Below are 25211 nucleotides of genomic sequence, written 5' to 3'. Positions count from 1 at the left end.
TGACACCTGAGGCAAGTTTCTGAGCGGGCAAGGGCATGATAAGATCCACCCCGATGATCAATACGGCGCGTCTGACCTTGTGTGCAATGCGCCCCGAGGATTTCAACCGGTTCGCCGAAATCTGGCGCGACCCCGAAGTTGTACGCCATATCGGAGGCACCCCGAAAACGCGCGGCGAGGCGTGGGATTCTTTCCTGCGCAACGCTGGACATTGGCAGATGACCGGGTTCGGTCAATGGGGTGTGATGCTGCAGTCGAATCGTACTCTGATCGGGCAAGCCGGGTTCTTCTATGGCAACCGGTCTCTGGGCGATGATTTCGATGGTTTTCCCGAAGCCGGGTGGGTTCTGGCCCCGGACATGCAGGGGCAAGGATACGGGTGTGAGGCCGCACAGGCGGCGCACGACTGGTTCGACCGGATCATTCCGGGCCCGTTGGTTGCGCTGATCGACGCGGACCATGCAGCCTCTCAGCGATTGGCTGAAAAGCTGGGCTATAAGCTGTTGCGCGAGGCTGAATACCGCGACACCCCCGTTCATCTGTTTCGCCGTGATGGACCTCCTACACGGGTGTGAAACGCATTAGGCAGTGCGATGCCGCAAAATGGACGAGCTTTGCCGATCTTGTGAAATAAAGCGGCAAACTGAGACTCTATGCTATCGTGGAATTACGGAATGATTCAGCGGAGGATATGAATCATGATGATTTACCCCACGATGGAGTTGCAGAACGGTCGGTGCGTTACGCTGGACAAGGGGCGTCTGGATGAAGCGATGATCTGGCATGTAGATCCGGTCGAGACCGCGCGCGGCTGGTCTGCGGCTGGAGCGGAATGGATGCAGCTTACGGATTTTGACGCGATCGAAGGCCGGGATACCAATTCAGAACTGATCGAAGAAATCATTCGCTCCTCTGAAATGTCAGTGCAGTTGGCAGGGGGGATGCGGACCCGCGAGCATGTTGAACATTGGATCAATAAAGGGGCTGGCCGAATCGTGATTGGCACACTTGCGGCTTGGGACCCGCAGTTGGTTAAGGAATTGGCTAAGCTTTATCCCGATCAGATCGTGTTGGCGGTCGATGTTTGGCAAGGGCAAGTGATGACCGAAGGTTGGCGCAGCCAAAGTGCGTTTACCCCGGAAGCCTTCATCGAAGCTTTCGCGGATACGCCTCTTGCAGCCATTCTGGTGACCGATATCGATAGCGATATGGAAGACGTCGAGGCGCAGCTGGGTCTGATTTCAGGACTGGCCGAAAAATCGCGTACACCGATCATAGCCAGCGGTGTCGTGCGTACCAGCGACGATATCTCTCGTCTCGCCTATATCTCGAATATTTCGGGTGCGATCGTTGGCCGGGCACTGTTCCGCAAGTCCGTCGATCTGTCCGAAGCATTGGAGGTCGCCCAATCGGCACACGAGCCAGTCGCCGAGTTCCAGTAAACTTCAGTACCAGACGACCCGCCTTTCCCGTTGAAGGAAGGGCGGGTTTTTGCCTTTCAGGCATCGTTCAACTCAATTGACAGAGGATTTGAACAGGTTACGGCACAAGGATGCCGGTTCAGAATATGCCGTTGCTCTTGCCCCCGCACCCCGGGCCGGGGTATGAGCGGTTCTCATAACAGGAAGCAGGCAAGAGGCACTTCATGCGCAGAGTCGTTGTAACCGGTCTTGGATTGGTCACTCCTTTGGCCAGTGGGGTCGAGGAAACATGGTCACGGCTGCTGGATGGAGAATCCGGCGCAGGACCAATCACGCAGTTTGATGCCGAGGCAAGCGGGGTCACCACGACCTATGCCTGCGAAGTGCCGCGCGGAGATGGCACCAACGGGACGTTTAATCCTGACGATTGGATGCCGCCGAAAGAACAGCGCAAGATTGAAGATTTCATCCTATATTCCATCGCTGCAGCCGAGATGGCTTGCAAGGATGCCAATTGGCTGCCCGAAGACGAAGAAGACCGCCTGCGCACGGGCGTTCTGATTGGGTCCGGTATCGGTGGGCTGGGATCAATTGCCAACACGGCCAACCTGATCCGCGACAAAGGTCCGCGTAGGGTTTCTCCGTTCTTTATCCCGGGCGCGCTGATCAATCTGGCCTCGGGGCAGGTTTCGATCCGTCATGGGTTCAAGGGGCCGAACCACTCGGTCGTGACTGCTTGCTCGACCGGTGCCCATGCGATCGGTGATGCCAGCCGCATCATCCGCGCCGGGGATGCAGACGTGATGATCGCAGGTGGCGGCGAGGGCTGTATTTGCGAAATCGGTATCGCCGGCTTCAACGCCTGCAAGGCGCTGTCGACCAAATACGCCGATGATCCAAAGAAAGCGAGCCGCCCCTATGACATCGACCGCGACGGTTTCGTCATGGGCGAAGGTGCAGGCATTGTAGTTCTTGAGGATTACGAACACGCCAAAGCGCGCGGTGCCAAGATTTATGCCGAGGTTCTGGGCTATGGGATGTCGGGTGACGCTTATCACATAACCGCGCCGTCCGAGGATGGCGACGGGGCCGAACGCTCGATGAAAGCAGCGCTGCGTAGTGCGGGGCTTGAGCCGAAGGATCTGGATTATATTAACGCGCATGGGACCTCGACCATGGCGGATACGATTGAGCTGGGCGCGGTAGAACGCCTGCTGGGGGATCACGCCAGCAACGCGACGATGACTTCGACCAAATCAGCCACTGGTCACCTGCTGGGCGCCGCTGGCGCGATTGAGGCGATCTTTTCGATCCTTGCGATCCGCGATCAGGTTGCACCGCCGACCATCAACCTGGACAACCCTGCGGTGGAGACTCCGATCGACTTGGCACCGAATGCAAAACGGGAGCGTGAGATCAACGTGGCTTTGTCGAACTCGTTCGGGTTTGGCGGCACCAATGCAAGTGTGATCTTCGGAAAGGTCAGCTAAATGTGGCGAGCGCTCGCTTCGAATGCGTTGACAATACTGATCGTTGGGCTGTTCCTGATGGGCGGTGTCGTCCTGTGGGGGCAGTCGCAATACAAGTCCGAAGGACCGCTGGAAACCGCGATCTGCCTGCAGGTAAAGCCAGGCTCCAACATGACACGGGTCAGCCGTGACCTCGAGGATCAAGGTGCGATCAGCAGCGGGTTGATTTTCCGCTTAGCTGCTGATTACACAGACAAATCTCAGCAGCTGAAAGCGGGTAGCTTTCTGGTTCGCGAAGGCGCGTCGATGGAGCAAATCGTCGACGACATAACTCATAGCGGTGCCAGCACTTGCGGGACCGAGATCGAATACCGCATTGGCGTGACCCGTATGCAGACCCGCGTGCGGGAACTGAACCCGGCGACTCTGGATTTTGATGAGGTGGCTTCCTTTGTGATCGGCGAAGAGGACGCCCCGGAAGTTTATGCAGAAAAACGCGGTGAGGCGGATACGCGTTATCGCATCTCGTTAGCTGAAGGCGTCACCAGTTGGCAGATTGTCGAGTCGCTAAAGGCGATGGATTTGCTAACCGGCGAAGTAGCAGAATTGCCCGCTGAAGGGATGTTGGCCCCTGACAGTTATGAGGTCAGACCCGGTGAAGATCGGAATGCAATTCTTGCTGAAATGCAGGAAAAACAACAGCTTAGAATCAACGCAGCGTGGGAGGGGCGTCAGGATGGTTTACCTCTGAACAGCCCCGAAGAGATGCTGATTTTGGCTTCGATCATCGAAAAAGAAACAGGTCAGCCGGAAGAGCGTGGCCAGGTAGCCAGCGTTTTCGTTAACCGTCTGAACCAAGGTATGAGGCTGCAGACAGACCCGACGGTGATCTATGGTGTAACCAAAGGGCAGGGTACTTTGGGTCGCGGTTTGCGGCAAAGCGAACTGCGCCGTGCGACGCCTTGGAACACCTATGTCATCGAAGGGCTGCCACCCACCCCGATTGCCAATCCGGGTCTTGCGAGCCTTGAGGCTGCGGTGGCACCTGACAACACGGATTTCATCTTCTTTGTTGCGGACGGAACCGGTGGTCATGCCTTTGCCGAGACCCTGCAAGAGCACAATCGCAACGTCGCAAAGTGGCGTGAGATCGAGGCTGAGCGGAATTCCGGGAACTGATTCAATCGTCCGTGTTGTACAGGTTTGAAACGGCACTTTGTCCGACTTGTACAACACGAATCTCTGACCCCGATAAAGCAACGGCCCGGTCAATCGACCGGGCCGTTTCTTATTCAGGCCGCTTTCGCGCGACGCGGTCGGCGGCGTTTCTGACCGCCCGGTTTGGGCGCACCAGAGTGCTGAGGTTTCGGGCCGCGACGGCGGTTGCTTGGGCGGCGCGGGGTTTTCTTTGGTGAGATTGCTTCAGGCATCTCACCGCTGGCGACCGGGATTTCGATCTTCATCAGCTTCTGAATCTGACGCAGCAGGTCGACCTCTTCCGCCGAGCAGAAGGCAATGGCCTCGCCCTCGCGGCCTGCACGAGCGGTGCGGCCGATGCGGTGGACATAGTTGTCCGGTACCTCGGGCAGGTCGTAGTTGATCACATAGGCCACGCCCGGAATATCGATGCCGCGCGCGGCGACGTCGGTAGCGACCAGAACATTGACCTCACCGGCGCGGAACGCCTTGATGGCGCGGTCGCGTTGGCCCTGACTTTTGTTGCCGTGGATCGAGGCTGCATTGTAGCCATCGGCGACAAGCCCCTTCATCAGCTTTTCGGCCCCGTGTTTTGTGCGGGAGAAGACCAACGTCAGCGCGTCCATGTCAGCCGAGAGGATCTCGCGCAGTTTGGCGGGTTTTGCAGGCTTTTCAACAAAGTGGATCGACTGCGTGATCTTGTCGGCTGCTTTGCCGGGGGGCGAGACCTGCACCCGTTGCGGGTTGGTCAAATAGGCACGGCTGAGCTCTTCCATTTGCTTCGGCATGGTGGCTGAGAACAGCATGGTTTGGCGCGGCGTGCCCAGTTCCGGCGCGATCCGACGCAGGGCATGGATGAAGCCCATATCGAGCATCTGGTCAGCCTCGTCCAGCACAAGGTGCTTGACTGAACCCAGATTAACCGCACCGCGATCCATCAGGTCGATCAGGCGACCGGGGGTGGCGACAAGAATGTCGGTGCCGCGCGCCAGAAACATGATCTGCTTGTTGATCGACTGACCGCCAACCACGGTCGCGACGCGGATCTTGGTTTTCTTGGTCAAGTTGCGAAGGCTGTCGGCGATCTGGTTGACCAACTCGCGGGTGGGCGCAAGGATCAGCGCCTTGGCGGTTTTGGGATCGGGCTTGCCGGGCTGGGCCAGCAGATGATCGATCAGCGGCAGGCCAAAGGCCAATGTCTTACCTGTACCGGTCTGGGCGAGGCCAAGGATATCGTGACCATTCAGGGCCAGCGGGATCGCCTGGTTCTGGATCGGGGTCGGTTGAGTGAAGTTGGCGCGTTTGAGCGCATCATTTAGAGCGGGCGCAAGGCCCAGCATATCGAAGTCGAACAAATATCTATCCTTTACAGCCCGAGGCAATGGCCCACGGGCAAGTCGTGATGGGCCGCATCCGCGACCGGCAGGGGTTGTGCGAAACCTCAGGACGTGCAGGCGTTCCCTGCAGCATCTGGTTGTCGCGTCAAGAACCCTGCGTGATGGGGAACTATGGGTGAATCGGGCGCTGTTGGGGGCGGTGTCGCCCACGTGCTCACGCGGTAGCGCTGTTTGAGGGGCACATGCGCCTTGCGGTCGCGATTGTCAAGCGCCGTGTCGGCGATAAGCTTGCGCGGGTTGCGCGTTTGCCAGATACGGTTCGGAAGGTTTTATGAGTCGGGTCATGACATTCAGAGCTTTACACGGAGCGGATTTGAGGACCGCCAGCGTCGCCCTTGTCATCGGCGGGATGATGTGGGGGCTGTACTGGATTCCGGTTCGCTACTTTGTCGACCAAGGACTGGATGGCCCATGGCCCGGTATTGTGATGTACACCTCGGCGTTGATCGTACTGACGCCTTTCCTGATGCGCGAACGGCAAGCGCTTTTGAAAGACTGGCGCGGGCTGATCTTGAGCGGGATGTTCACCGGTGCTGCGTTCAGCTTGTTTACCATCAGTCTGGTTTACACAGATGTCGTCCGGTCAATCCTGCTGTTCTATCTGACACCGGTCTGGGGAACGATCCTTGGAATGGTGTTTCTGGGTGAACGTCTTGGCCCGGCGCGCGTGCTGGGCTTACTCTGCGGTCTGGGTGGCATGTTCATCGTGCTTGGCGGAGAACAGGGGTTTCCTTGGCCGCGCAATACTGGAGACTGGCTGGCCCTGATCTCGGGGATCACTTGGGCGATGGGATCGCTGGGGCTTTATCGGACGTCCGGTATCTCTGTTCCGGGGCAGGTTTTTGCCTTTGTTTCAGGCGCTTTGGTGTTGTCTCTGCTGAGCGTTCCATTCAGCGGCGGTTTTGCGTCATCAGAGGCAGTCGGCGAGATGGTTATACGTATCGGCCCGGTCGCGTTGCTGTCGGTCCTGTACACCTTGCCGATGTTTTTTCTGACGATTTGGCCCGCAACCAAGCTGACCCCGGCACGCGTTGGTCTACTGCTGATGAGCGAAGTTGTGGTGGGCCTGATCTCGGCGGCGGTCTTCTCGGGCGAGCCGTTTGGGATGAGAGAAGCATTGGGTGCGGCGTTGATCGTAAGCGCTGCGTTTCTTGAGGTCATGCGGGGCTGATCGTTAACCGATCGGACGCCGGGTGTTGCATCTGCGTTGTGTAACGCATTGACTTTCCGCGCTTTTCTTGGTACGAATTATGTCATGCTAGAAGAGGTGGGCAACGGCCCCGGGGCGACCCGGCGGTCGTTTTTCGTTTCTCTCGTGCGGAAAAACTCACGCATGAGGTCACAGGCAAACATGACTTTGATTACCCCGGAAGAGCGGATTTCTCAGACGGCTGATTTATTGCAGTCGCTTGAGCGATCCATTCGCGATCTGCGCCAAGCGGCGGAAGAACTGCGAAAACAGATCGATGCCGGGGAGGATGCAGACCTTGCCGGAACAGGCAAGCAACTGGGTCAGCTAGAGGGGCTGATCCGCAGTTGCCAGAAAGTGGAGACAAGCTTTGTCGAACAACATCACAGACAAGCCGGAATTGCCCAAGGGGGCTATGCGCTCGACCTTGATCGGGCACGATCTGAGATCGGGTGCAGGCTGGCTCGCCTCCGCGCCTGCTGCGGTGCAGGACAGATTTCTGAGTGAGATCGGGGAGGGGGGGCTGTGTGCCCTCCCTTTCCTGTTCGAGTTCTGGGCGCTGCCGCATCAGTTGCCGCCCGAGGGTGACTGGCGGTCCTGGGTGATCATGGGTGGGCGCGGGGCCGGTAAGACGCGGGCGGGGGCCGAGTGGGTGCGGTCGGTGGTCGAGGGGTCTTTGCCGTTGGAGAAGGGTGAGGCCAGTCGCGTGGCTCTGGTCGGTGAGACCTTCGATCAGGTGCGCGATGTGATGATCTTTGGTGATAGTGGGATCTTGCAGTGTTCACCGCCGGATCGGCGGCCTGTTTGGAAGGCGTCCGAACGCAAGCTGGTTTGGCCTAACGGGGCCGAGGCGCAGGCGTTTTCGGCACATGATCCCGAGGGGTTGCGCGGGCCGCAATTCGATGCGGCCTGGGTGGATGAGCTGGCAAAGTGGAAGAAGGCTGGAGAGACCTGGGATATGTTGCAATTTGCACTGCGTTTGGGGGATCGGCCTCGGGTCTGTGTGACGACGACGCCGCGCAATGTGAAGGTTTTGAAGGAGTTGCTGGCGTCGCCCTCGACCGTGCAGACCCACGCGCCGACCGAGGCGAACCGGGCCAATCTGGCTGGTTCATTCTTGGAAGAGGTGCGCGCGCGTTACGCAGGCACGCGGCTGGGGCGGCAGGAGCTGGACGGGGTGTTGCTGTCGGATGCCGAAGGGGCGCTGTGGACGGGATCGATGCTGGAGGCGGCGCGCTGTGCGCAAGTGCCGGAGTTGGATCGCATCGTGGTGGCGCTGGATCCGGCGGTGACGGCGGGGGCGGATGCGGATGCCTGTGGGATCGTGGTCGTGGGCGCTCAGGTGCAGGGTCCACCCGAAGAGTGGCGCGCCTATGTGCTGGCTGACCGGACGGTGCAGGGCGTTGGCCCGGCGGGCTGGGCGCAGGCGGCGATTGACGCGATGGATGAGTTCGGGGCCGAACGGCTGGTGGCCGAGGTCAATCAGGGCGGGCAACTGGTGGAAGAGGTCGTGCGGCAGGTGGACCCTCTGGTGCCTTATCGCGCGGTGCGGGCGTCACGCGGGAAGGTCGCGCGGGCTGAGCCTGTGGCGGCCTTGTACGAACAGGGGCGGGTGCGCCATGTGGCCGGGCTCGACGCGCTGGAGGAGCAGATGTGCCAGATGACCGCGCGTGGTTTCGAGGGGCAGGGTTCGCCCGACCGGGTCGACGCGCTGGTCTGGGCGCTGCATGAGCTGGTTGTGGGACCTGCGAGGACGTATCGGCGGCCTAGGGTGCGGAGTTTGTGAGCATTTTGAGGGGTGCTCTACAAACATTCATACATCGCCTAGAGAATTGGTCCTTCACGGGATGCATCTAGGTTCAGGACGTTGGGTACTCTTGATTCCAACTGTCCTCGTATTCGCCGAGCAACCTCGACAACGTCAGCAGCGAAGAAAACAGCCTTGCGTGGACATCCGGCGACATCATGGTTTTGTAGTCATCAAGTAGCTGCACAAGAACGACTACGTTGGAGGCAAACACCTCGTAGACGTGTTTGTCGGCAGCAGTAGGTTCCTTGGTCCAGTTGTTGTTCGTATCGGAGTGTCCGGACGGCACAGGTTCGTTTTCATTCATCGGGTGGCCTCTTCAATTTGAAGCACACGTGGGGGCATATGAAACGCAGACAATTGCCGTGGCATGAAATCACAAGAACTTGGCGGTGATTGCAAAGGAATTGGGTCGGTCGTTGAGCGCGCCGCGGCTATTGCAATAGTCCAAGCTGGAGTCAGGGCCAGGGCTCGCCAGACAGAATAGATGCGTTGGTATGGGCGCCGCATGAGTTGGTTGTGGGGCGTGCGGGGGCTATCGGCGCCCGAGGGTACGGAGTTCGTGAGGGGAGAATGCGTGAGTTGTCTAAGATAGCTCAGCAACGGTTCGAAGGATTGAAATTGACCTAAATTGTCAGTCTTCGACTGTATTGCGGAATGATAAACGTATTGATTCAAAAAAGAAATTCATGAAAGTGCAAATAGAGTTCCGCATCATTGTTTTGAGTTGAAAGAATTTTCATATGGAAGAAGAACGGATACTATCTCTGCTCGAAGATGCCGATAAGCTGAATAAGTTGTTGGCCGGTGCTAAGCCTGACGTCACTAACATAAGAGCGTTGGGTGGTGTCATTTTGCGCAAATGGTTGTTGAATAACGAAATCAAGCGAGTGGTTGATCGTCTCCAAGGTCGAGAACTGAAAATAGAGCATATTTCGAACTCAACTGCAGAAGCAAATTTGCGAAATGGACGCTACGGCCTTTGGGTCGGTAACTTCAGTTTCAACGACATTGTTCTGCAAGTAGAAGTTCCTGCGACGGAAGGCGAGGCGCGATTGATTAAGTCAGGATGTTCAGAGCAAAAATTGTCTTCATTCAAGAACTTCAAAAAACAACGTGTTTGCCATGTTTTGGGCAAAACATTCACGAGACAAGAGGTCATTAATTTTCATGCGAATCAACTTGGTGGCGCGCACTTTGACCCCGACAAAGTTGCCTCTCGCCCCACGCTGAAGCGCTTGCGTGAAACGGTGGGTTATGAGGTGAATGAAACTGGGAATATCAAAATGCGGCTAGGTTCAGAAATTCTAGTAGCCAAGAAAGACCCATCGCGCCGGCAAGATATTTACGATCTAGCAGATCTCATTGTTCTTGATGCCGCCAAGAGGTTTTCGAGTTGCATACTTAATGAGGCTGATCAACTGAGATCGCTTATCTAACCAAGCCCGCAGGGTTACCGCGCGCTCCAGAGTGCGTTCAATTTCGTTTTGGTTACGAGTTCCGCGCAAGAAATCGTTCAACCCGTTGCCCATTCCCCGTGCGCCCCATTCCCAAGCCCTAAACTTCTTTCCGTCATAACTCCTTTCAACAAGCCGGGCAGAGCGGCGGCAGAAAGGAGCACAGATGGTATTCGATTTCTTGCGTCGTGGATCGGCTGAGGCAGCGCCTGAGGCGAAGGCGAGCGCGGCGGGGCCTGTGGTGGCGTGGCAGACGGTGGGGCGCGTGGCGTGGAGCCCTCGGGATGCGGTGTCGCTGACGCGGACGGGGTTTTCGGGGAACCCGGTGGGGTTCCGATCCGTCAAACTGATTGCCGAGGCGGCGGCTGCGTTGCCTTTGGTGTTGCAGGATCAGGCGCAGCGGTTTGATACCCATCCGATCCTGTCGCTGATGCGCCGCCCGAATGCGGCACAGGGACGGGCGGAATTGATGGAAGCCTTGTTTGGGCAGTTGTTGCTGTCGGGCAATGCCTATGTTGAGGCAGTGCAGGCCGAGGAAGGCCTGCCGGTTGAGCTGCATGTGCTGCGCTCGGATCGGATGAGCGTGGTGCCGGGTGCGGATGGGTGGCCCAAGGCTTATGATTACGCGGTTGGTGGCAAGAAGCACCGGTTTGCGGCGGAAAATATCTGTCATATCAAATCGTTCCATCCTCAGGATGATCATTACGGATTTTCACCGATGCAGGCGGCGGCGATGGCGATTGATGTGCATAACAGCGCGTCGCGTTGGTCGAAATCACTGCTGGACAATGCGGCGCGGCCTTCGGGGGCGCTGGTGTGGAAGGGTGACGGCCATGGGGTGATGGCCGAGGATCAGTTCCGGCGTTTGTCGGATGAGATCGAGCAGAACTATCGCGGGGCGCGCAATGCTGGGCGTCCGATGGTTCTGGAAGGGGGCTTGGATTGGAAGCCGATGGGGTTCTCTCCGTCCGACATGGAGTTTCAAAAGACCAAGGAAGCCGCCGCCCGCGAGATCGCGCTGGCCTTTGGGGTCCCGCCGATGCTGCTGGGGATCCAGGGCGATGCGACCTATTCGAACTATCAGGAGGCCAACCGGGCGTTTTATCGCCTGACCGTGCTGCCCCTGGTGACGCGGGTGGCGGCGGCGGTGTCAGAATGGCTGGCGGGCTTTATCGGTGAGGATCTGATGCTGAAGCCTGATCTGGATCAGGTGCCGGCGCTGTCGGCGGAACGGGATGCGCAATGGGCGCGGGTCAACGGGGCGGATTTCCTGACGGATGCCGAGAAACGCGCGTTGCTGGGGCTGCCGGAGCGTGGCGATGGGTGACGGGTATCCTCCGTTCGACTGCGCGCCGGGCCTGCGTCTGGCCGCGCATGAGCGGGTGGCCGAGATCCAGCACGCCCACCTGTGTCGGCGGTTGGATCAGATCGAAGAGATGATGGAGCGGCTGGAGAAGCGGCTATGGCTGACAGTGTACGGCGTGGCGGCGGTGATTTTGGCGCAGGCGTTTCAGTCATTCCTTGTGGTAACGCCATAATGTCAGTGGGTTACATGGAGAAGTTCATGGATTTGGAACATAAATTCGCACAGTTCGGAGACAGCTTGTCGGTAACCGACGATGCGGTGATCGAAGGGTATGCCAGCCTGTTTGGGCAGGTCGATCAGGGCAGCGATGTGGTGCAGCGCGGGGCGTATCGCGGCTCGCTGGAGGGGCTGGCGAAGGCAGGTCAGCGGGTCAAGATGCTGTGGCAGCACGATCCGGCGCAGCCTATCGGCGTCTGGGATGAGGTGCGCGAGGACGACAAGGGCCTGTGGGTCAAAGGGCGTCTGCTGGAGGCCACGCAAAAGGGCCGTGAGGCGGCCGAGTTGATCCGGGCGGGCGCTATGGATGGCCTGTCGATTGGTTATCGCACCAAACGGGCCGTGAAGAATGACAAGGGCCAGCGGGTCCTGACCGAACTGGAGCTATGGGAGGTGTCGCTGGTGACTTTCCCGATGCTGCCCAGTGCGCGGGTGGCGGCGAAAGGCGTGGAGCCTGACGTTGAAAACACCTGGCGCAGTATTGCTGAGGTGTTCAACGACGCCCGGCAGGAGCTGGCGCGGATCTAGCGCCTCTAACCCCCCAATAAGGAAGTGCTGATGAGCAAGACCGAGACCCCGGCCTTGACCGGAGAGGGTGCGCCCCTGGTTCAGGAGGTGAAGCAGGCGATGGCTGGCTTCGTGAATGAATTCAAGGGCCTCAAGGCCGAAGTTAAAACCCAACTGCAACAGACAGAAGAGCGACTGACCATGCTGGATCGTAAATCAACCATCGCGGCGCGTCCGCACCTTGCGGCATCGATCGAAGAAGGCGCCCCGCATCAGAAGGCATTCGACGCCTATGTGCGTTCGGGCGAGGATGACGGGCTGCGCGGGCTCGAGATGGAGTCGAAATCGCTGTCGAGCGCGGTGAACAGCGATGGCGGCTATCTGGTTGATCCGCAGACGGCTGAGATGATCAAGTCGGTGCTGAATTCGACCGCCTCGATCCGTTCGATTGCGTCGGTGGTGAATGTCGAGGCGAACTCGTTCGACGTTCTGATCGACCACACCGACGTCGGCGCGGGTTGGGCGGATGAGAACTCGGCCACGGCTGAGACCTCGACCCCATCGATTGATCGGATTTCGATCCCGCTGCACGAGCTGAGCGCGCTGCCCAAGGCGTCGCAGCGTCTGTTGGATGACAGTGCGTTTGATGTCGAAGGTTGGCTGGCCGGTCGTATCGCCGACAAGTTTGCCCGGGCCGAGGCAGCGGCGTTTATCAATGGCGACGGTGTGGACAAGCCCAAGGGTATCCTGACCCACCGCACGATGGAAAACGGCAGCTGGGGCTGGGATAGTCTGGGTTATGTCGCGTCGGGCATTGATGGTGGCGTCGATGCGGATGCGATTGTGGACGTGGTCTATGCGCTGGGCGCGCAGTACCGGGTGAACGGCACTTTCGTGATGAACTCGAAAACCGCGGGTCTGATCCGCAAGCTGAAGGACAGCGATGGCCGCTTCCTTTGGTCGGATGGCCTAGCCGCTGGTGAGCCTGCGCGTCTGATGGGCTATCCGGTGCTGATTGCCGAGGACATGCCGGATGCGGCGACCGACAGCTATTCGATTGCCTTCGGTGACTTCCAGTCGGGCTACACCATAGCCGAACGTCCCGATCTGCGCGTGCTGCGCGATCCGTTCAGCGCCAAGCCGCATGTCCTGTTCTACGCGACCAAGCGCGTGGGCGGTGATGTGAGCGATTTTGCTGCAATCAAACTGCTGAAATTCGGCATCGCCTAAGCGGTGGCGGATCCGGGGGGCTGCAAGGCCCCTCGGGCGGCGGGCGCGGGCCGGGGTGAGATCCCCGCGTTGTCTAGCTGCTCCCCTCCGTCCGAGCAACGTGGGGCGGCGCGTGCCCGTCATTTTCCAAGGATACGGCCCCGGAGGGGTCCGAGATTGCGGAGTGAATGGATGATGTTGATCGAAGAAACCGCCATCGCGGATGCGGCGCTGCCGGTGGATCAGTTCAAGGCGCATCTGCGGTTGGGCACGGGGTTTGCCGAGGGCAATGTGCAGGACGAGGTGTTGAATGGCTTTCTGCGTGCGGCCATTGCGGCGATTGAGGCGCGCACCGGTAAGGTGCTGATCGAACGGGATTTCTCGTGGAGCCTGAACGGTTGGCGCGATCCAGCAGGTGAAGTGCTGCCGGTGGCCCCGGTGGTCTCGGTTGCTGCGATCACGCTGACGGATGCGGCGGGGACCGACACGGTTGTGGATGCCGAAGCTTACCGTTTGGAGCGCGACATGCAGCGCCCTCGGTTGCGTCCGGTTGGCGCTTGTTTGCCAAGGGTGCAGACCGGCGGCTCGGTGAAGATTGCCTTCACTGTCGGGATGGCCACGGATTGGGGCGGGCTGCCCGCTGACCTTGGGCAGGCGGTGCTGCTGCTGGCGGCGCATTACTACGAATACCGCGATGAGACGGCGCTGGGCGCGGGGTGCATGCCCTTTGGCGTGACAAGTCTGATCCAGCGCTATCGCACGGTGCGCTTCGGTGCAGGGGTGACGCAATGAGCGCGCCGCGATTGAACCGCAAGCTGGTGCTGGAGGCTCCGGTGCGCAGCGCCGATGGTGCGGGGGGGTATACCGAGACCTGGACCGCGCTGGGTTCGCTTTGGGCCGAGGTGACGGCGCGCAGCGGGGCGGAACGGGCGGTCGGTGGTGCCTCGGTGTCGCGGGTTGGCTATCGGATCGTAGTCCGGGGCGCACCTGAGGGATCATCCATGCGGCCTGCGCCGGATCAGCGGTTTGCAGAAGGGACGCGCCGGTTTGTCATCCGCGCGGTGGCCGAGCGTGATGGGCGCGGCCAGTACCTGACCTGTTTCGCAGATGAAGAGGTGGCGGCATGAGCTATGGCGTTGCAGCCGCGTTGCAGGCGGCGGTGTTTCAACAATTGGCGGGCGATGCGCAGGTCAGCACCCTTTCGGGTGGTGCGATCTATGACGCGGTGCCGTCGGGAGTGTTGCCGCAAACTTACGTGACACTTGGCCCGGAAGAGGTGCGCGACGCGTCGGACCGGACGGGCGCAGGCGCGGTGCATCGGTTCACGGTCTCAGTGGTGTCCGAAGCGGCGGGCTTTGGCGCGGCCAAGACATTGGCGGGCGCAGTGTGTGACGCGCTGGAAGGCGCGGCGTTGACATTGGACCGGGGCCATCTGGTGGGGCTGTGGTTCGAACGCGCTAGCGCCCGACGCACGGGAACTGGCGGCGCGATCCGCCAGATCGATCTGAGATTCCGCGCCCGCGTGGAAGACGACTAAGCAATCAACGGAGTGAGCATATGGCTGCCCAGAACGGAAAAGACCTGTTGGTCAAAGTGGATATGAACGGCACCGGCCTGTTCGAGACCATCGCGGGGCTGCGCGCCACGCGGATCAGTTTCAACGCGGAAAGTGTGGATGTGACCAGCCTGGAAAGCCAAGGCGGGTGGCGCGAGCTGCTGTCGGGGGCCGGGGTCAAATCGGCCGCGATTTCGGGCTCGGGCGTGTTCAAGGATGCGGGCACAGATGAGCGTGCGCGCCAGCTGTTTTTTGACGGTGAGACGCCCGGTTTTCAGGTGATCATCCCCGATTTCGGCATTGTCGAAGGCCCGTTTCAGGTCAGCAGCATCGAATATGCGGGCTCGCATAACGGTGAGGCGACCTATGAGATGAGCATGGCAAGCGCCGGTGCACTGAGCTTTACGGCGCTTTGATGGCCAATCCGTGGACGGGCGAGGTGGCGTTGACCATCGATGGGGAGCAGCGGGTGCTCAAGCTGACATTGGGTGCTTTGGCGGAATTGGAACAAGAGCTGCAGGCCGGGTCTCTGGTCGAACTGGTGCAGCGGTTTGAAGGCGGGGCTTACTCCAGCGGTGATGTGCTGGCGCTGCTGGTTGCCGGGTTGCGGGGCGGCGGAGCGCAGGTCACGCGCGATGATCTGCTGCATGCCGAGATTGCGGGTGGGCCGATGGCGGGGGCCAAGGCGGCAGCCGAGTTGCTGGCGCGGGCCTTCATGGTGCCCGAGTGAGCGGGTTCGACTGGCCCGTACTGATGCGGGCCGGGTTCCTCGGCCTTCGCCTGACGCCGGATCAGTTCTGGCGTCTGACCCCGGCCGAGCTGCGGCTGATGCTGGGGCAGGGCGCGGGGATGCCGGCGATGAACCGGGCAGGGCTGGATGCGCTGCTCGCGGCCTATCCGGACAAGACACAAGGAGAGCGTGATGACGGATCGTGATGGTTTTGACGACCTGCAGGAGCGGGGAGATGCGCTGGGTGACGCGCTGGGCGATGCGGCGACCATGGCCTCGGCATTTGATGGCCAGATGCGACGGATCAAGGCCGCGTTTGAAGAGACCGGAAAGGATGTGGCTACGCTGGAGCGTGGCATGTCGGGCGGGTTGCGCAAGGCTTTTGATGGCGTGGTGCTGGATGGGATGAACCTGTCGGGGGCGCTGGATGTGCTGAAGAACTCGATGATCCGCACGGCGTATTCGGCGGCGATCAAACCGGTGACGGATCATTTCGGCGGGATGCTTGCCAATGGGGTGGGTGGCTTGGTGCAGGGGATACTGCCCTTTGCCGATGGCGGCAGTTTTTCTCAGGGCCGTGTGATGCCGTTTGCCAATGGTGGGGTCGTTAGCAGCCCGACCATGTTCCCGATGCGAGGCGGCACCGGGTTGATGGGTGAGGCGGGTCCCGAGGCGATCATGCCGCTAGCGCGCAGGGCCGATGGCAAGCTGGGTGTGCGGACGCAGGGCGGCGGGCGAGCGGTCAACGTGGTGATGAATATCTCAACACCGGATGTGCAGGGGTTCCGCCGCTCTCAAGGCCAGATCGCGGCGCAGATGAGCCGCGCATTGGGCCGCGGCAATCGCAACAGATAAGGGGAGCAGGCGATGAATTTCCACGAGGTGAGATTTCCCGCCAGCCTGAGCTTTGGCTCGGTCGGTGGGCCGGAACGGCGCACGGATATCGTGACGCTGGCCAACGGGTTCGAAGAACGCAACACGCCCTGGGCGCATTCGCGCAGGCGCTATGATGCCGGGCTGGGGATGCGGTCGCTAGACGATATCGAGACATTGATTTCCTTCTTCGAGGCGCGGCAAGGCCAGATGTTTGGATTCCGCTGGAAAGACTGGTCGGATTTCAAATCGGGCGCGGCGACGGCTGAGGTCGACAAGGGCGATCAGGTGATTGCGCGCGGAGATGGCGAGACGGTTTCGTTTCAACTGGTCAAGACCTACAGCTCGGGCGGGTTCAGCTATGTGCGGCCAATCCTGAAGCCGGTACTGGGGACCGTGACGCTGGGGCTGGATCAGGACGCGCAACGCGAAGGCGTGGACTTTGAGGTCGATTTGGCGACCGGACGCGTGATGTTCTCGGCCCCGCCGCCTGAGCAGGTCGAGATTACAGCCGGGTTTGAGTTCGACGTTCCGGTACGGTTCAACACCGACAAGATCCAGACCAGCGTGGCCAGCTTTCAGGCCGGTGACGTCCCGAACGTACCGGTGGTCGAGGTGCGGGTCTGATGAGCGGGGACAAACAGGCGCTGCAGGCGCATTTGCAAAGCGGGCTGACCACCACCTGTCGTTGCTGGGCAATCACGCGCAGCGACGGGCAGGTCTATGGTTTCACGGATCACGATATGGAGTTGCGCTTTGACGGGCTGGTGTTCAAAGCCAGCACCGGTCTGACCGCTGCGGCGATCGAGCAGGCAACCGGCCTGTCGATCGATAATACCGAGGCGATGGGCGCACTGTCTGATGCCTCGGTCCGGGAAGAGGATATCGAGGCGGGGCGCTTTGATGGGGCCGAGGTGCAGGCCTGGCTGGTCAATTGGGCCGATCCTGAGCAGCGGATGCTGCAGTTTCGTGGTTCGATTGGTGAGTTGCGTCGCGCTGGCGGGGCGTTTCATGCGGAATTGCGCGGGTTGACCGATCTGCTGAACCGGCCTTTAGGGCGGATTTATCAGAAGCCCTGTACGGCGGTGTTGGGGGATAAGGCGTGCCGCTTTGCCCTGGAGACGCCGGGTTATCGCGCTGAGGCTGAAATTGTCGCGCTGGACGGCGCGGCTTTGCGTTTGCAGGGCGCGGAGAGTTCTGATGCGGGTTGGTTTGAACGCGGCAGGCTGGATGTGCTGGATGGGGCTGCGCAGGGCCTGTGGGCCTCGATTAAGCTGGATGAACAGGTCAGAGATGGCCGCGATGTCACGCTGTGGTCGTCGATTGGCGGCGGACTGGCGGTTGGGGACCGGGTCCAGCTGATCGCCGGGTGTGACAAGCGTATGACCACTTGCCGACTGAAGTTCAACAACATGCTGAATTTTCAGGGCTTCCCTGACCTGCCGCACGAGGATTGGGTCATGGCCGTACCCAAGCGCAGTAGTCAACACAAAGGGGGAAGCAGGCGATGATGCGGACAAAACAAGATATCTTGGACGAAGCGCGCGGATGGCTGGGCACACCTTATGTTCATCAGGCCTCTGTTCGGGGTGCAGGCGCTGATTGTCTGGGCTTGCTGCGGGGCGTTTGGCGCGCGGTGATGGGGCATGAGCCTGAGGCGGTGCCGGTCTACAGCATGGATTGGTCCGAGCCGCAGGGTGAGGAACGCATGTGGGCCGCAGCCCGTCGCCATCTAGTCGAGAAATCGCCCGATGATTTGGCCCCGGGGGATGTATTGCTGTTTCGGATGCGGGATGCGGCAGTGGCAAAGCATCTGGGCATCGTCAGCGCCCAAGACCCGATGCGATTCATCCACGCCTATACCGGGCATGGGGTTGTTGAAAACACGCTGAGCGAGCCTTGGCGTCGCCGCGTGGTCGCTTGTTTCGAGTTCCCGCTGGAGGATTTCTGATGGCCACAATAGTTCTGTCTGCTGCAGGTGCGGCAATAGGTGGTTCGATCGGGGGCTCGGTTGCGGGTCTGTCCACGGCGGTGATTGGCCGCGCGGTCGGAGCGACGCTGGGGCGGGTGATCGACAACCGGTTGATGGCCAGCCAATCCGTAATGGGCGGCGGCAGCGAGGTGGTCGAGACCGGGCGTCTGGATCGTTTCCGTCTCACCGAAACCGGTGAGGGTGCGACCGTCGCGACGGTCTACGGCCGGATGCGAGTTGGAGGACAGGTCATCTGGGCCTCGGACTTTCTGGAAACCCGATCGACCTCGACGACGACGCAAACATCAGGCGGTGGCGGTGGAGGCAAGGGGAAACCCAAGCCCGTTGAAGTGACGACAACGACAACCACGCATAGCTACAGCTATTCGGTGTCTCTGGCGATTGCGGTGGGCGCGGGACAGGTTGCGGATATCACGCGTGTCTGGGCCGATGGTGAAGAGGTCGAGCGCCGAACGCTGAACATGCGGATATATCGCGGCGATCACGCGCAATTGCCCGACCCGCTGATTGAAGCGGTCGAAGGGGCAGGCACGGTGCCCGCCTATCGCGGCACGGCTTATGTGGTGATCGAAGATCTGGCGCTGGGCCCCTTTGGCAACCGCGTGCCGCAATTCTCGTTCGAGGTGGTGCGGCAGGAACAAGACGAGATGCCGGATGCCGAGGACGCGCTGTCTCGGATCATCAAGGGGGTGGCCTTGATGCCGGGTACGGGTGAATACGCACTGGCTTCATCTCAGGTTAATTACACCAAGGGCCGGGGGCGCAGTTGGGCGGCGAATGTCAATTCACCATCGGGCAAGTCCGATCTGGTGACCTCGACGCGGGCGCTCGGCCAGGAATTGCCGGGCTGCGAGGCGGCTTCGTTGATCGTGTCGTGGTTCGGCGATGATTTGCGCTGCGGAGAATGCCAGATCCGCCCCAAGGTTGAACGCAAGAATATCGAGGGCGCAAACATGCCCTGGAGTGTTTCAGGTCTGTCCCGAACTGCGGCGGGGCAGGTGAAATGGCAGGATGGGCGTCCGGTTTATGGCGGCACACCGGCTGATGCGGCCGTAGTGCAGGCGATCCGGCACCTGAAGAACTCGGGCAAACGGGTTATGTTTTATCCGTTTATTTTGATGGAGCAATCAGAGGGCAACGGCCTGCCTGATCCGTGGTCCGATGCGCCGGATCAACCTCATTTACCCTGGCGTGGGCGGATCACTTTGGATGTTGCTCCGGCGCGGCCAGGCTCGCCGGATCAAACTGCCGATGCGGATGCGCAGGTGGCGGCGTTCTTTGGTATGGCGCGCGCGTCACATTTCTCGACCAGCGGCAGCAAAGTGACCTATCGCGGCCCTAGCGAATGGGGATTACGGCGGTTCATTCTGCACTATGCGGCCCTTTGCAAGGCGGCGGGCGGCGTGGAGTCCTTCTGCATAGGGTCCGAGATGCGCGGGCTAACGCAAATCCGCGGCGCGTCTGGCTTCGCTGCAGTTGCGGGGCTGCGGTCTCTGGCCGCGGAAGTGCGCGCGATATTGGGGCCGGAAACTAAGATCGGCTATGCCGCAGACTGGACCGAGTATTTCGGGTATCAGCCGCAAGACGGCACCGGAGACCGGTATTTCCACCTCGACCCGCTTTGGGCCGATGAGAACATAGATTTTGTCGGCATCGACAACTACATGCCGCTGTCCGACTGGCGGGATAGGGCCTCGCATCTGGACGCTGAGGTGTCGAATGGGTCGATCTACGATCTGGACTATCTGCGCGGCAATATCGAAGGTGGCGAGGGGTATGATTGGTACTATGCCTCACCGGAGGAAGCTGAAGCGCAGATCCGAAGCCCGATCACTGATGACGATCATGGCGAGCCGTGGGTCTGGCGGTACAAGGACCTGCGCAACTGGTGGGCAAACCGACATCATGAGCGGATCGGGGGTGTGCGGCAGGAAACGCCAACGGGTTGGGTTCCGGGGTCCAAGCCAATCTGGTTCACCGAACTGGGCTGCGCGGCCATCGACAAGGGTACGAACCAGCCGAACAAATTCTTGGACCCAAAGTCGTCTGAATCAAATTTGCCGCGGTATTCCAACGGGGTACGGGACGATTTTATCATGGTTCAGTACCTTCGGACCGTCCTTGGCTATTGGGGTGATGCTGAGATCAACCCGGTTTCAGATATCTATGACGGCCCGATGGTGGACCTGTCGAACGCCTTTGTCTGGGCTTGGGATGCGCGTCCGTTCCCGACTTTCCCGAACCTGCGGACGCAGTGGTCGGACGGCGATAATTATGCACGTGGGCATTGGCTGAACGGGCGGTCCGGGTCGCGGACTCTGGCCTCGGTCGTGACAGAAATCTGCCATGAGGCAGGGGTGACGGCGATTGATGTGTCCGAGCTCTACGGCGTGGTACGTGGTTACGCGGTTGAGGACGTAATGAACGCTCGGCAGGCCTTGCAGCCGCTGATGCTGCGCTATGGATTCGACGCGATCGAGCGGGACGGGGTGCTGAAGTTTAGAACCCGCGACGGGCGTCGGGCCGTTGACATCGACCCCGAGCAGATCGCCATCAGCGCGGATATCGACGGGCCAGTGGAACATCGCCGCGAGGCTGAGGCCGAGATGACCGGGCGTGTGCGTCTGCGGTTCGTCCAGTCGGATGCGGACCAGAATGTTGTCGCGGAAGAGGCCGTCTTGCCTGATGACAGAACCCATTCGGTCGCCGTCAACGAAATGCCTCTGTCGATGACCCGCGCCGAAGGGCGTCAGACGGTCGAGCGCTGGCTGAGCGAATCCCGCATTTCGCGCGAGACGGCGCGCTTTGCTCTGCCGCCCTCGCTGCTGCATGTCGGGGCCGGCGATGTGGTGCGTTTGCCGGATGCCGGGGACGGAACGCTATATCGGATTGACCGGCTGGAACAGGCCGAGATGCAATTGGCGGATGCGGTGCGGATTGAACCCGGAGTTTATACCCCGTCCGATGTTTTGGATGATGTAGCGGCAGCCAAGCCATTCATTGCTCCGGTGCCAGTTCTGCCGGTGTTCATGGATCTGCCGCTGATCACTGGATCCGAAGCGCCCCATGCGCCGTATCTGGCGATATCGGCCGAGCCCTGGCCCGGTAACGTGGCTGTCTATTCGGCTGCACAGGATGAGGACTATACCTTGCATCAAGTGATCGCGGGGCAGGCGGTGATTGGCTTCACCGAAACACCCCTGCGACGCGCAGGCGCTGGGATCTGGGACGAAGGGGCCGCGTTGCGTGTCAACCTGATCGACGGCGTTTTGGAGTCGCGTCCACGCTCGGCGTTGCTGAGTGGTGCCAATCTGGCTGCCATCGGTGACGGAACACCGGGCAATTGGGAAGTGTTTCAGTTCTCGGATGCGGTCTTGCAGGAGACTGGCGTTTACAATTTGTCAGGCCGCTTGCGTGGTCAGTTGGGTACGGATGCCCTGATGCCGGATGTATGGCCTGAAGCGTCTACCTTTGTCCTACTGGATGAACGTGTTTATCAGACTGGATTGCTGCGCACCGAACGCCGCGTGGCCAAGCATTACCGTATCGGCCCTGCAACGCGCGGCTACGAGGACCCGGCATATGTGCATCTGGTTGAAGCTTTCGATGGCAATGGGCTGAGACCTTATGCGCCAGTGCATTTGCAGGCTTCTGCGTCGGCTACCGGGGACAAGATCTCGTGGGTGCGCCGCACCCGGATTGATGGCGATGACTGGAGCGCATTGGATGTGCCTCTGGGCGAAGAAAGCGAATCCTATCTGATCCGCGTCTTCACTGAGGGTGCTTTGTTGCGCGAAACTGTCACCAGTGATCCGGTTTGGCAGTATTCTGCCGCGATGAAAGCCGATGACGGGCTGGCCGGACCCTACGATATCGCAGTCGCGCAGGTTTCGGCTACCTACGGACCCGGGGCGTTTGCGCGCCTTTCGGTCGGCTAGCCGTGCGGCCAGTCCTGCACGGAGATCTCAGCGCGGCGGCGCGGGCTTTGCTGGCCGCGCCGCGAACCGACCGCGATAGGATAAGCACCCTCCTGATTGCTGAGGCCGAACTGGCGGATCGACATGTCGCCAGAACAGGGCGGTTGCATCCTGTTTATGGAAATGGCTCGTTGATGGCAGCCGCGCGCTGCCGGCCCTTGGCAGACGAGCCAAATTTCGACGATCTGCAATATTGCCAATGTTTCGAGATGGTTCTGCGAAAACTGATCCGGTTCCAAATCAGCCAGATGCGCAGCTGACACATTTTGAGGCGGCAAGGTCCAGCTCTAGCCTTCCGTGCGCTATTTCCTCGCCGCAATCTTCGCAATAGCCGAATTCGTCTTCGTCCATCCGGTTCAGCGCGGCCCGAAGCCGATGCGTTTCGGTGTCGCGCCGGGCCTGTTGCGCCTTGGCCATTGCTTGATTTTGCAACGCATCCATCCGGCTGAGCCGACCCACTGCCTGTTGATCCAGCTCCACAACTGATTGCGCATCCTGACCGGCGGCGGATTGCGCGGCCAGATCGCGAAGGCGCTGGTGAATAAGCTTCCGAAAATGGTCCAGATCGGCTGAGTTCATTTTTTGTTGTAGTGCATATCAAGGGTTTGCGTTTGGTAATTTTACGACTAGATGGCTATTCTAAGCGCAGCAAAGGATGAAAAGCCATGTTCGAAACGCGCAGCCAAGTGACACCTGTGGACCCGGTTTGGGACCGCATCACCTCGGAAGCCCATGCAGCCGTCGAGAAAGAGCCGCTGATGGGTGGGTTGGTGCACGCCTGTATCTTGCATCACCGCAGTCTTGAGAGGGCATTGTCCTATCGCATCTCGGCCAAGCTATGCTCGAATGAGATGTCGATGATGGTACTGCGTGAGATCGTGGATGAGGCCTATGCTGACGACAAAGCGTTGATTGAAGCCGCGCGCGCGGACCTGATGGCCGTTTATGAACGCGATCCGGCCTGCCACCGCCTGCTGCAACCGATCCTTTATTTCAAGGGGTATCAGGCGATGCAGGCTTATCGCGTAGCCCACTGGCTTTGGAACAAGGGGCGCCATGATCTGGCGTATTTCTTCCAGATGCGATCTTCCGAGATATTCGGCATTGATATCCATCCAGCTGCCCGCATCGGTAAAGGCATCATGATCGACCATGCCCATTCTATCGTGATCGGTGAAACCGCTGTGGTCGGGGACAATGTTTCGATGTTGCATTCGGTGACGCTGGGCGGAACCGGCAAGGAAGAAGAACAGCGCCATCCAACCATTGGTGACGGCGTTCTGATCGGCGCGGGTGCTAAGGTTCTGGGCAATATTGAGGTTGGCCATTGCAGCCGTATCGCCGCCGGATCAGTGGTGCTGCAGGAAGTGCCACCGTGCACGACGGTCGCTGGCATTCCCGCCAAGATCGTGGGCGAGGCCGGGTGCGATCAGCCGTCAATCTCGATGGATCATATGCTGGGGAAAGACCAGTAATTCGGAGTGAATAGACGAAAAAGGCCGCCTCGGGGTTCGAGGCGGCCTTTTTTGTGCATGATCTTCTGGGCTTAGGCCAACATGACCATCGGATTTTCCAGGTTGTCGACGATGGCTTGCAGCAGCTGAGCGCCAAGCGCGCCGTCGATGACCCGGTGATCGACCGACATGGTGACGGACATGACGGTTGCGACCGTCAGTTCTCCGTCATCGCCCACGATGGGTTTCTTGAGGCCGGTACCAACTGCGAGGATACCTGCATGCGGCGGGTTCACGATGGCATCGAAATTGTCGATGCCGAACATGCCGAGGTTCGAGACTGCGAAAGTACCGCCTTGGTACTCGTGCGGGGCCAGCTTGCGCTCGCGGGCGCGTCCAGCGAGGTCTTTCATCTCGGTCGACAGCGCCGACAGCGATTTGGTGTCGGCATCTTGCAGGACCGGAGTGAACAGACCGCCCTCGATGGCGACGGCAACAGCCACATCCGAAGGTTTCAGTTGCAGAACCCGGTCACCCGCCCAGACGGCATTGCACTCGGGCACCTGTTGCAGCGCGTTGGCGACGGCCTTGATGATGAAGTCGTTGACGCTGAGCTTCACACCCCGGCCTACGAGCTGCTTGTTCAACTGGCTGCGGAACTTGAGTAGCGCATCCAGCTTAATGTCGCGACGCAGGTAGAAATGCGGGATGGTCTGTTTGGCCTCAGACAGACGCGCGGCGATGGTCTTGCGCATGCCATCGAGTTTGATCTCATCGTATTCGCGGCCTTCGTACATCTTGGCCACGGCGTCCGCCGATGGACCTGCGGGAGCGGCGGCGGTTGGGGCGGCTGCAGCAGCAGGCGCAGGTGCCGCTGCAGGTGCGGCTGTGGCGCTTTCCACATCGGCTTTGACGATACGGCCATGAGGGCCAGAACCTGAGATTTGAGCCAGATCTAGACCCTTTTGCGCGGCAATCCGACGAGCAAGGGGGGAGGCAAAAATACGACCGCCATCCGCTTTGGCCGGTGCCGCTGGGGCAGGGGCGGGCGCCTCGGGTGCCGCCGGTGCGGCAGCCTCGTTGCCCGCTGCGGCAGCTGGCGCAGCCGCGGGAGCAGCGGTTGGCGTTGCACCGATATCATCAGCGCTTTCCCCATCTTCCAGCAGGACTGCGATGGCGGTGTTGACTTTAACGCCTTCGGTTCCCTCAGGAATAAGGATCTTGCCGACGATGCCTTCGTCAACGGCCTCGAACTCCATTGTTGCCTTGTCGGTTTCAATTTCGGCCAGCAGATCGCCCGAGGAGACGGTGTCGCCTTCCTTGACGAGCCATTTTGCAAGTGTGCCTTCCTCCATCGTCGGGGACAGGGCAGGCATCAGGATTTCGGTGGGCAT

Annotated in this window: 29 protein-coding genes; 25 read left to right on the top strand and 4 right to left on the bottom strand. The window is 60.1% G+C overall.

Annotation, left to right across the window (positions count from 1 at the left end; translation table 11 throughout):
• Nucleotides 1–35: 35 nt before the first annotated feature.
• The 4 genes from ACR0NE_RS07320 to mltG all read left to right on the top strand — a co-directional run bounded on the left by ACR0NE_RS07320 (nucleotide 36) and on the right by mltG (nucleotide 4069).
• Nucleotides 36–575 (top strand): GNAT family N-acetyltransferase, encoded by a 540-nt coding sequence (locus ACR0NE_RS07320; RefSeq protein ID WP_170403143.1) that lies wholly within the window; start codon nucleotides 36–38, stop codon nucleotides 573–575.
• A gap of 123 nt (nucleotides 576–698) precedes the next feature.
• Nucleotides 699–1442 (top strand): 1-(5-phosphoribosyl)-5-[(5-phosphoribosylamino)methylideneamino]imidazole-4-carboxamide isomerase, encoded by a 744-nt coding sequence (locus tag ACR0NE_RS07315; protein ID WP_170396463.1) that lies wholly within the window; start codon nucleotides 699–701, stop codon nucleotides 1440–1442.
• Between the two features lie 203 nt (nucleotides 1443–1645).
• Complete coding sequence (gene fabF / locus ACR0NE_RS07310; RefSeq protein WP_170396465.1) at nucleotides 1646–2911, top strand: beta-ketoacyl-ACP synthase II; 1266 nt, start codon at nucleotides 1646–1648, stop codon at nucleotides 2909–2911.
• The gene (gene mltG / locus ACR0NE_RS07305) at nucleotides 2912–4069 is read left to right on the top strand and encodes an endolytic transglycosylase MltG (protein ID WP_170512919.1); all 1158 of its coding nucleotides are present in this window, start codon (nucleotides 2912–2914) and stop codon (nucleotides 4067–4069) included.
• Nucleotides 4070–4182: 113 nt separating this feature from the next.
• Here mltG and ACR0NE_RS07300 read toward each other — a convergent pair whose 3' ends face one another.
• Nucleotides 4183–5442, bottom strand: coding sequence for a DEAD/DEAH box helicase (locus ACR0NE_RS07300; protein WP_170512921.1), 1260 nt, complete (start codon nucleotides 5440–5442; stop codon nucleotides 4183–4185).
• A 325-nt stretch (nucleotides 5443–5767) separates the two neighbouring features.
• Between ACR0NE_RS07300 and ACR0NE_RS07295 the strand changes: the two genes are divergently transcribed.
• The 3 genes from ACR0NE_RS07295 to ACR0NE_RS07285 all read left to right on the top strand — a co-directional run bounded on the left by ACR0NE_RS07295 (nucleotide 5768) and on the right by ACR0NE_RS07285 (nucleotide 8459).
• Nucleotides 5768–6655, top strand: coding sequence for a DMT family transporter (locus ACR0NE_RS07295; RefSeq protein ID WP_170512923.1), 888 nt, complete (start codon nucleotides 5768–5770; stop codon nucleotides 6653–6655).
• 180 nt (nucleotides 6656–6835) lie between these two features.
• Nucleotides 6836–7180, top strand: coding sequence for a hypothetical protein (locus ACR0NE_RS07290; protein WP_170598020.1), 345 nt, complete (start codon nucleotides 6836–6838; stop codon nucleotides 7178–7180).
• A complete protein-coding gene (locus ACR0NE_RS07285) occupies nucleotides 7089–8459 on the top strand; it encodes a DNA-packaging protein (RefSeq protein ID WP_480459284.1) in 1371 nt (456 codons plus the stop codon). The genes ACR0NE_RS07290 and ACR0NE_RS07285 overlap by 92 nt, the downstream gene beginning before the upstream one ends.
• Before the next feature lie 73 nt (nucleotides 8460–8532).
• On the opposite strand, the gene ACR0NE_RS07280 is transcribed toward ACR0NE_RS07285, so the two are convergent.
• Complete coding sequence (locus tag ACR0NE_RS07280; protein ID WP_170598023.1) at nucleotides 8533–8787, bottom strand: hypothetical protein; 255 nt, start codon at nucleotides 8785–8787, stop codon at nucleotides 8533–8535.
• 436 nt (nucleotides 8788–9223) lie between these two features.
• Between ACR0NE_RS07280 and ACR0NE_RS07275 the strand changes: the two genes are divergently transcribed.
• From ACR0NE_RS07275 to ACR0NE_RS07195, 17 genes are all read left to right on the top strand, one after another.
• Nucleotides 9224–9919: a hypothetical protein gene (locus ACR0NE_RS07275; protein ID WP_170598026.1), complete on the top strand. Its 696-nt coding sequence runs from the start codon at nucleotides 9224–9226 to the stop codon at nucleotides 9917–9919.
• Nucleotides 9920–10103: 184 nt separating this feature from the next.
• Nucleotides 10104–11264, top strand: a complete 1161-nt coding sequence (locus tag ACR0NE_RS07270; protein WP_170598029.1) for a phage portal protein — start codon at nucleotides 10104–10106, stop codon at nucleotides 11262–11264.
• Nucleotides 11257–11475 carry a GTA head formation protein, RCAP_rcc01685 family gene (locus ACR0NE_RS07265; protein ID WP_010442100.1) on the top strand — a complete coding sequence of 73 codons (219 nt, stop codon included), beginning with the start codon at nucleotides 11257–11259 and terminating at the stop codon, nucleotides 11473–11475. Before ACR0NE_RS07270 ends, ACR0NE_RS07265 begins: the two co-directional genes overlap by 8 nt.
• A gap of 26 nt (nucleotides 11476–11501) precedes the next feature.
• Nucleotides 11502–12047, top strand: a complete 546-nt coding sequence (locus ACR0NE_RS07260; RefSeq protein ID WP_480459285.1) for an HK97 family phage prohead protease — start codon at nucleotides 11502–11504, stop codon at nucleotides 12045–12047.
• Nucleotides 12048–12077: 30 nt separating this feature from the next.
• The gene (locus ACR0NE_RS07255; protein ID WP_170598033.1) at nucleotides 12078–13256 is read left to right on the top strand and encodes a phage major capsid protein; all 1179 of its coding nucleotides are present in this window, start codon (nucleotides 12078–12080) and stop codon (nucleotides 13254–13256) included.
• Between the two features lie 171 nt (nucleotides 13257–13427).
• On the top strand, nucleotides 13428–14027 hold the full coding sequence (locus ACR0NE_RS07250; RefSeq protein ID WP_170403114.1) for a head-tail connector protein: 600 nt from the start codon (nucleotides 13428–13430) through the stop codon (nucleotides 14025–14027).
• Nucleotides 14024–14362, top strand: a complete 339-nt coding sequence (locus tag ACR0NE_RS07245; RefSeq protein WP_170598035.1) for a phage head closure protein — start codon at nucleotides 14024–14026, stop codon at nucleotides 14360–14362. Before ACR0NE_RS07250 ends, ACR0NE_RS07245 begins: the two co-directional genes overlap by 4 nt.
• Entirely contained in the window at nucleotides 14359–14772 is a 414-nt protein-coding gene (locus ACR0NE_RS07240; protein WP_170422219.1) for a DUF3168 domain-containing protein, read from the top strand. Before ACR0NE_RS07245 ends, ACR0NE_RS07240 begins: the two co-directional genes overlap by 4 nt.
• Before the next feature lie 20 nt (nucleotides 14773–14792).
• Nucleotides 14793–15206, top strand: a complete 414-nt coding sequence (locus ACR0NE_RS07235) for a phage major tail protein, TP901-1 family (protein ID WP_170396490.1) — start codon at nucleotides 14793–14795, stop codon at nucleotides 15204–15206.
• The gene (locus tag ACR0NE_RS07230; RefSeq protein ID WP_170422217.1) at nucleotides 15206–15520 is read left to right on the top strand and encodes a gene transfer agent family protein; all 315 of its coding nucleotides are present in this window, start codon (nucleotides 15206–15208) and stop codon (nucleotides 15518–15520) included. Before ACR0NE_RS07235 ends, ACR0NE_RS07230 begins: the two co-directional genes overlap by 1 nt.
• A complete protein-coding gene (locus ACR0NE_RS07225; protein WP_170374019.1) occupies nucleotides 15517–15726 on the top strand; it encodes a rcc01693 family protein in 210 nt (69 codons plus the stop codon). Before ACR0NE_RS07230 ends, ACR0NE_RS07225 begins: the two co-directional genes overlap by 4 nt.
• A complete protein-coding gene (locus ACR0NE_RS07220) occupies nucleotides 15713–16375 on the top strand; it encodes a phage tail tape measure family protein (RefSeq protein ID WP_170598038.1) in 663 nt (220 codons plus the stop codon). The genes ACR0NE_RS07225 and ACR0NE_RS07220 overlap by 14 nt, the downstream gene beginning before the upstream one ends.
• A gap of 12 nt (nucleotides 16376–16387) precedes the next feature.
• Entirely contained in the window at nucleotides 16388–17020 is a 633-nt protein-coding gene (locus ACR0NE_RS07215) for a DUF2460 domain-containing protein (RefSeq protein ID WP_170466389.1), read from the top strand.
• Nucleotides 17020–17904 carry a baseplate hub domain-containing protein gene (locus tag ACR0NE_RS07210; RefSeq protein WP_170598042.1) on the top strand — a complete coding sequence of 295 codons (885 nt, stop codon included), beginning with the start codon at nucleotides 17020–17022 and terminating at the stop codon, nucleotides 17902–17904. The genes ACR0NE_RS07215 and ACR0NE_RS07210 overlap by 1 nt, the downstream gene beginning before the upstream one ends.
• A complete protein-coding gene (locus ACR0NE_RS07205) occupies nucleotides 17904–18344 on the top strand; it encodes an NlpC/P60 family protein (RefSeq protein WP_170422474.1) in 441 nt (146 codons plus the stop codon). Before ACR0NE_RS07210 ends, ACR0NE_RS07205 begins: the two co-directional genes overlap by 1 nt.
• Nucleotides 18344–22324 (top strand): baseplate multidomain protein megatron, encoded by a 3981-nt coding sequence (locus ACR0NE_RS07200; RefSeq protein ID WP_170598045.1) that lies wholly within the window; start codon nucleotides 18344–18346, stop codon nucleotides 22322–22324. Before ACR0NE_RS07205 ends, ACR0NE_RS07200 begins: the two co-directional genes overlap by 1 nt.
• A 2-nt stretch (nucleotides 22325–22326) precedes the next feature.
• Nucleotides 22327–22623 carry a DUF7742 family protein gene (locus ACR0NE_RS07195; protein WP_170403088.1) on the top strand — a complete coding sequence of 99 codons (297 nt, stop codon included), beginning with the start codon at nucleotides 22327–22329 and terminating at the stop codon, nucleotides 22621–22623.
• Here ACR0NE_RS07195 and ACR0NE_RS07190 read toward each other — a convergent pair.
• Nucleotides 22604–22942 (bottom strand): TraR/DksA C4-type zinc finger protein, encoded by a 339-nt coding sequence (locus ACR0NE_RS07190; RefSeq protein WP_170396506.1) that lies wholly within the window; start codon nucleotides 22940–22942, stop codon nucleotides 22604–22606. The genes ACR0NE_RS07195 and ACR0NE_RS07190 overlap by 20 nt on opposite strands.
• Nucleotides 22943–23028: 86 nt before the next feature.
• On the opposite strand from ACR0NE_RS07190, the gene cysE reads away from it, so the two are divergent.
• Nucleotides 23029–23838 (top strand): serine O-acetyltransferase, encoded by an 810-nt coding sequence (gene cysE, locus ACR0NE_RS07185; protein ID WP_170396508.1) that lies wholly within the window; start codon nucleotides 23029–23031, stop codon nucleotides 23836–23838.
• 71 nt (nucleotides 23839–23909) lie between these two features.
• Here cysE and ACR0NE_RS07180 read toward each other — a convergent pair whose 3' ends face one another.
• The gene (locus ACR0NE_RS07180; protein WP_170598048.1) at nucleotides 23910–25211 is read right to left on the bottom strand and encodes a pyruvate dehydrogenase complex dihydrolipoamide acetyltransferase; all 1302 of its coding nucleotides are present in this window, start codon (nucleotides 25209–25211) and stop codon (nucleotides 23910–23912) included.

The sequence above is a fragment of the Ruegeria sp. C9 genome (genome assembly GCF_056537585.1).
This window is presented reverse-complemented; position numbering and strand designations above follow the sequence as displayed.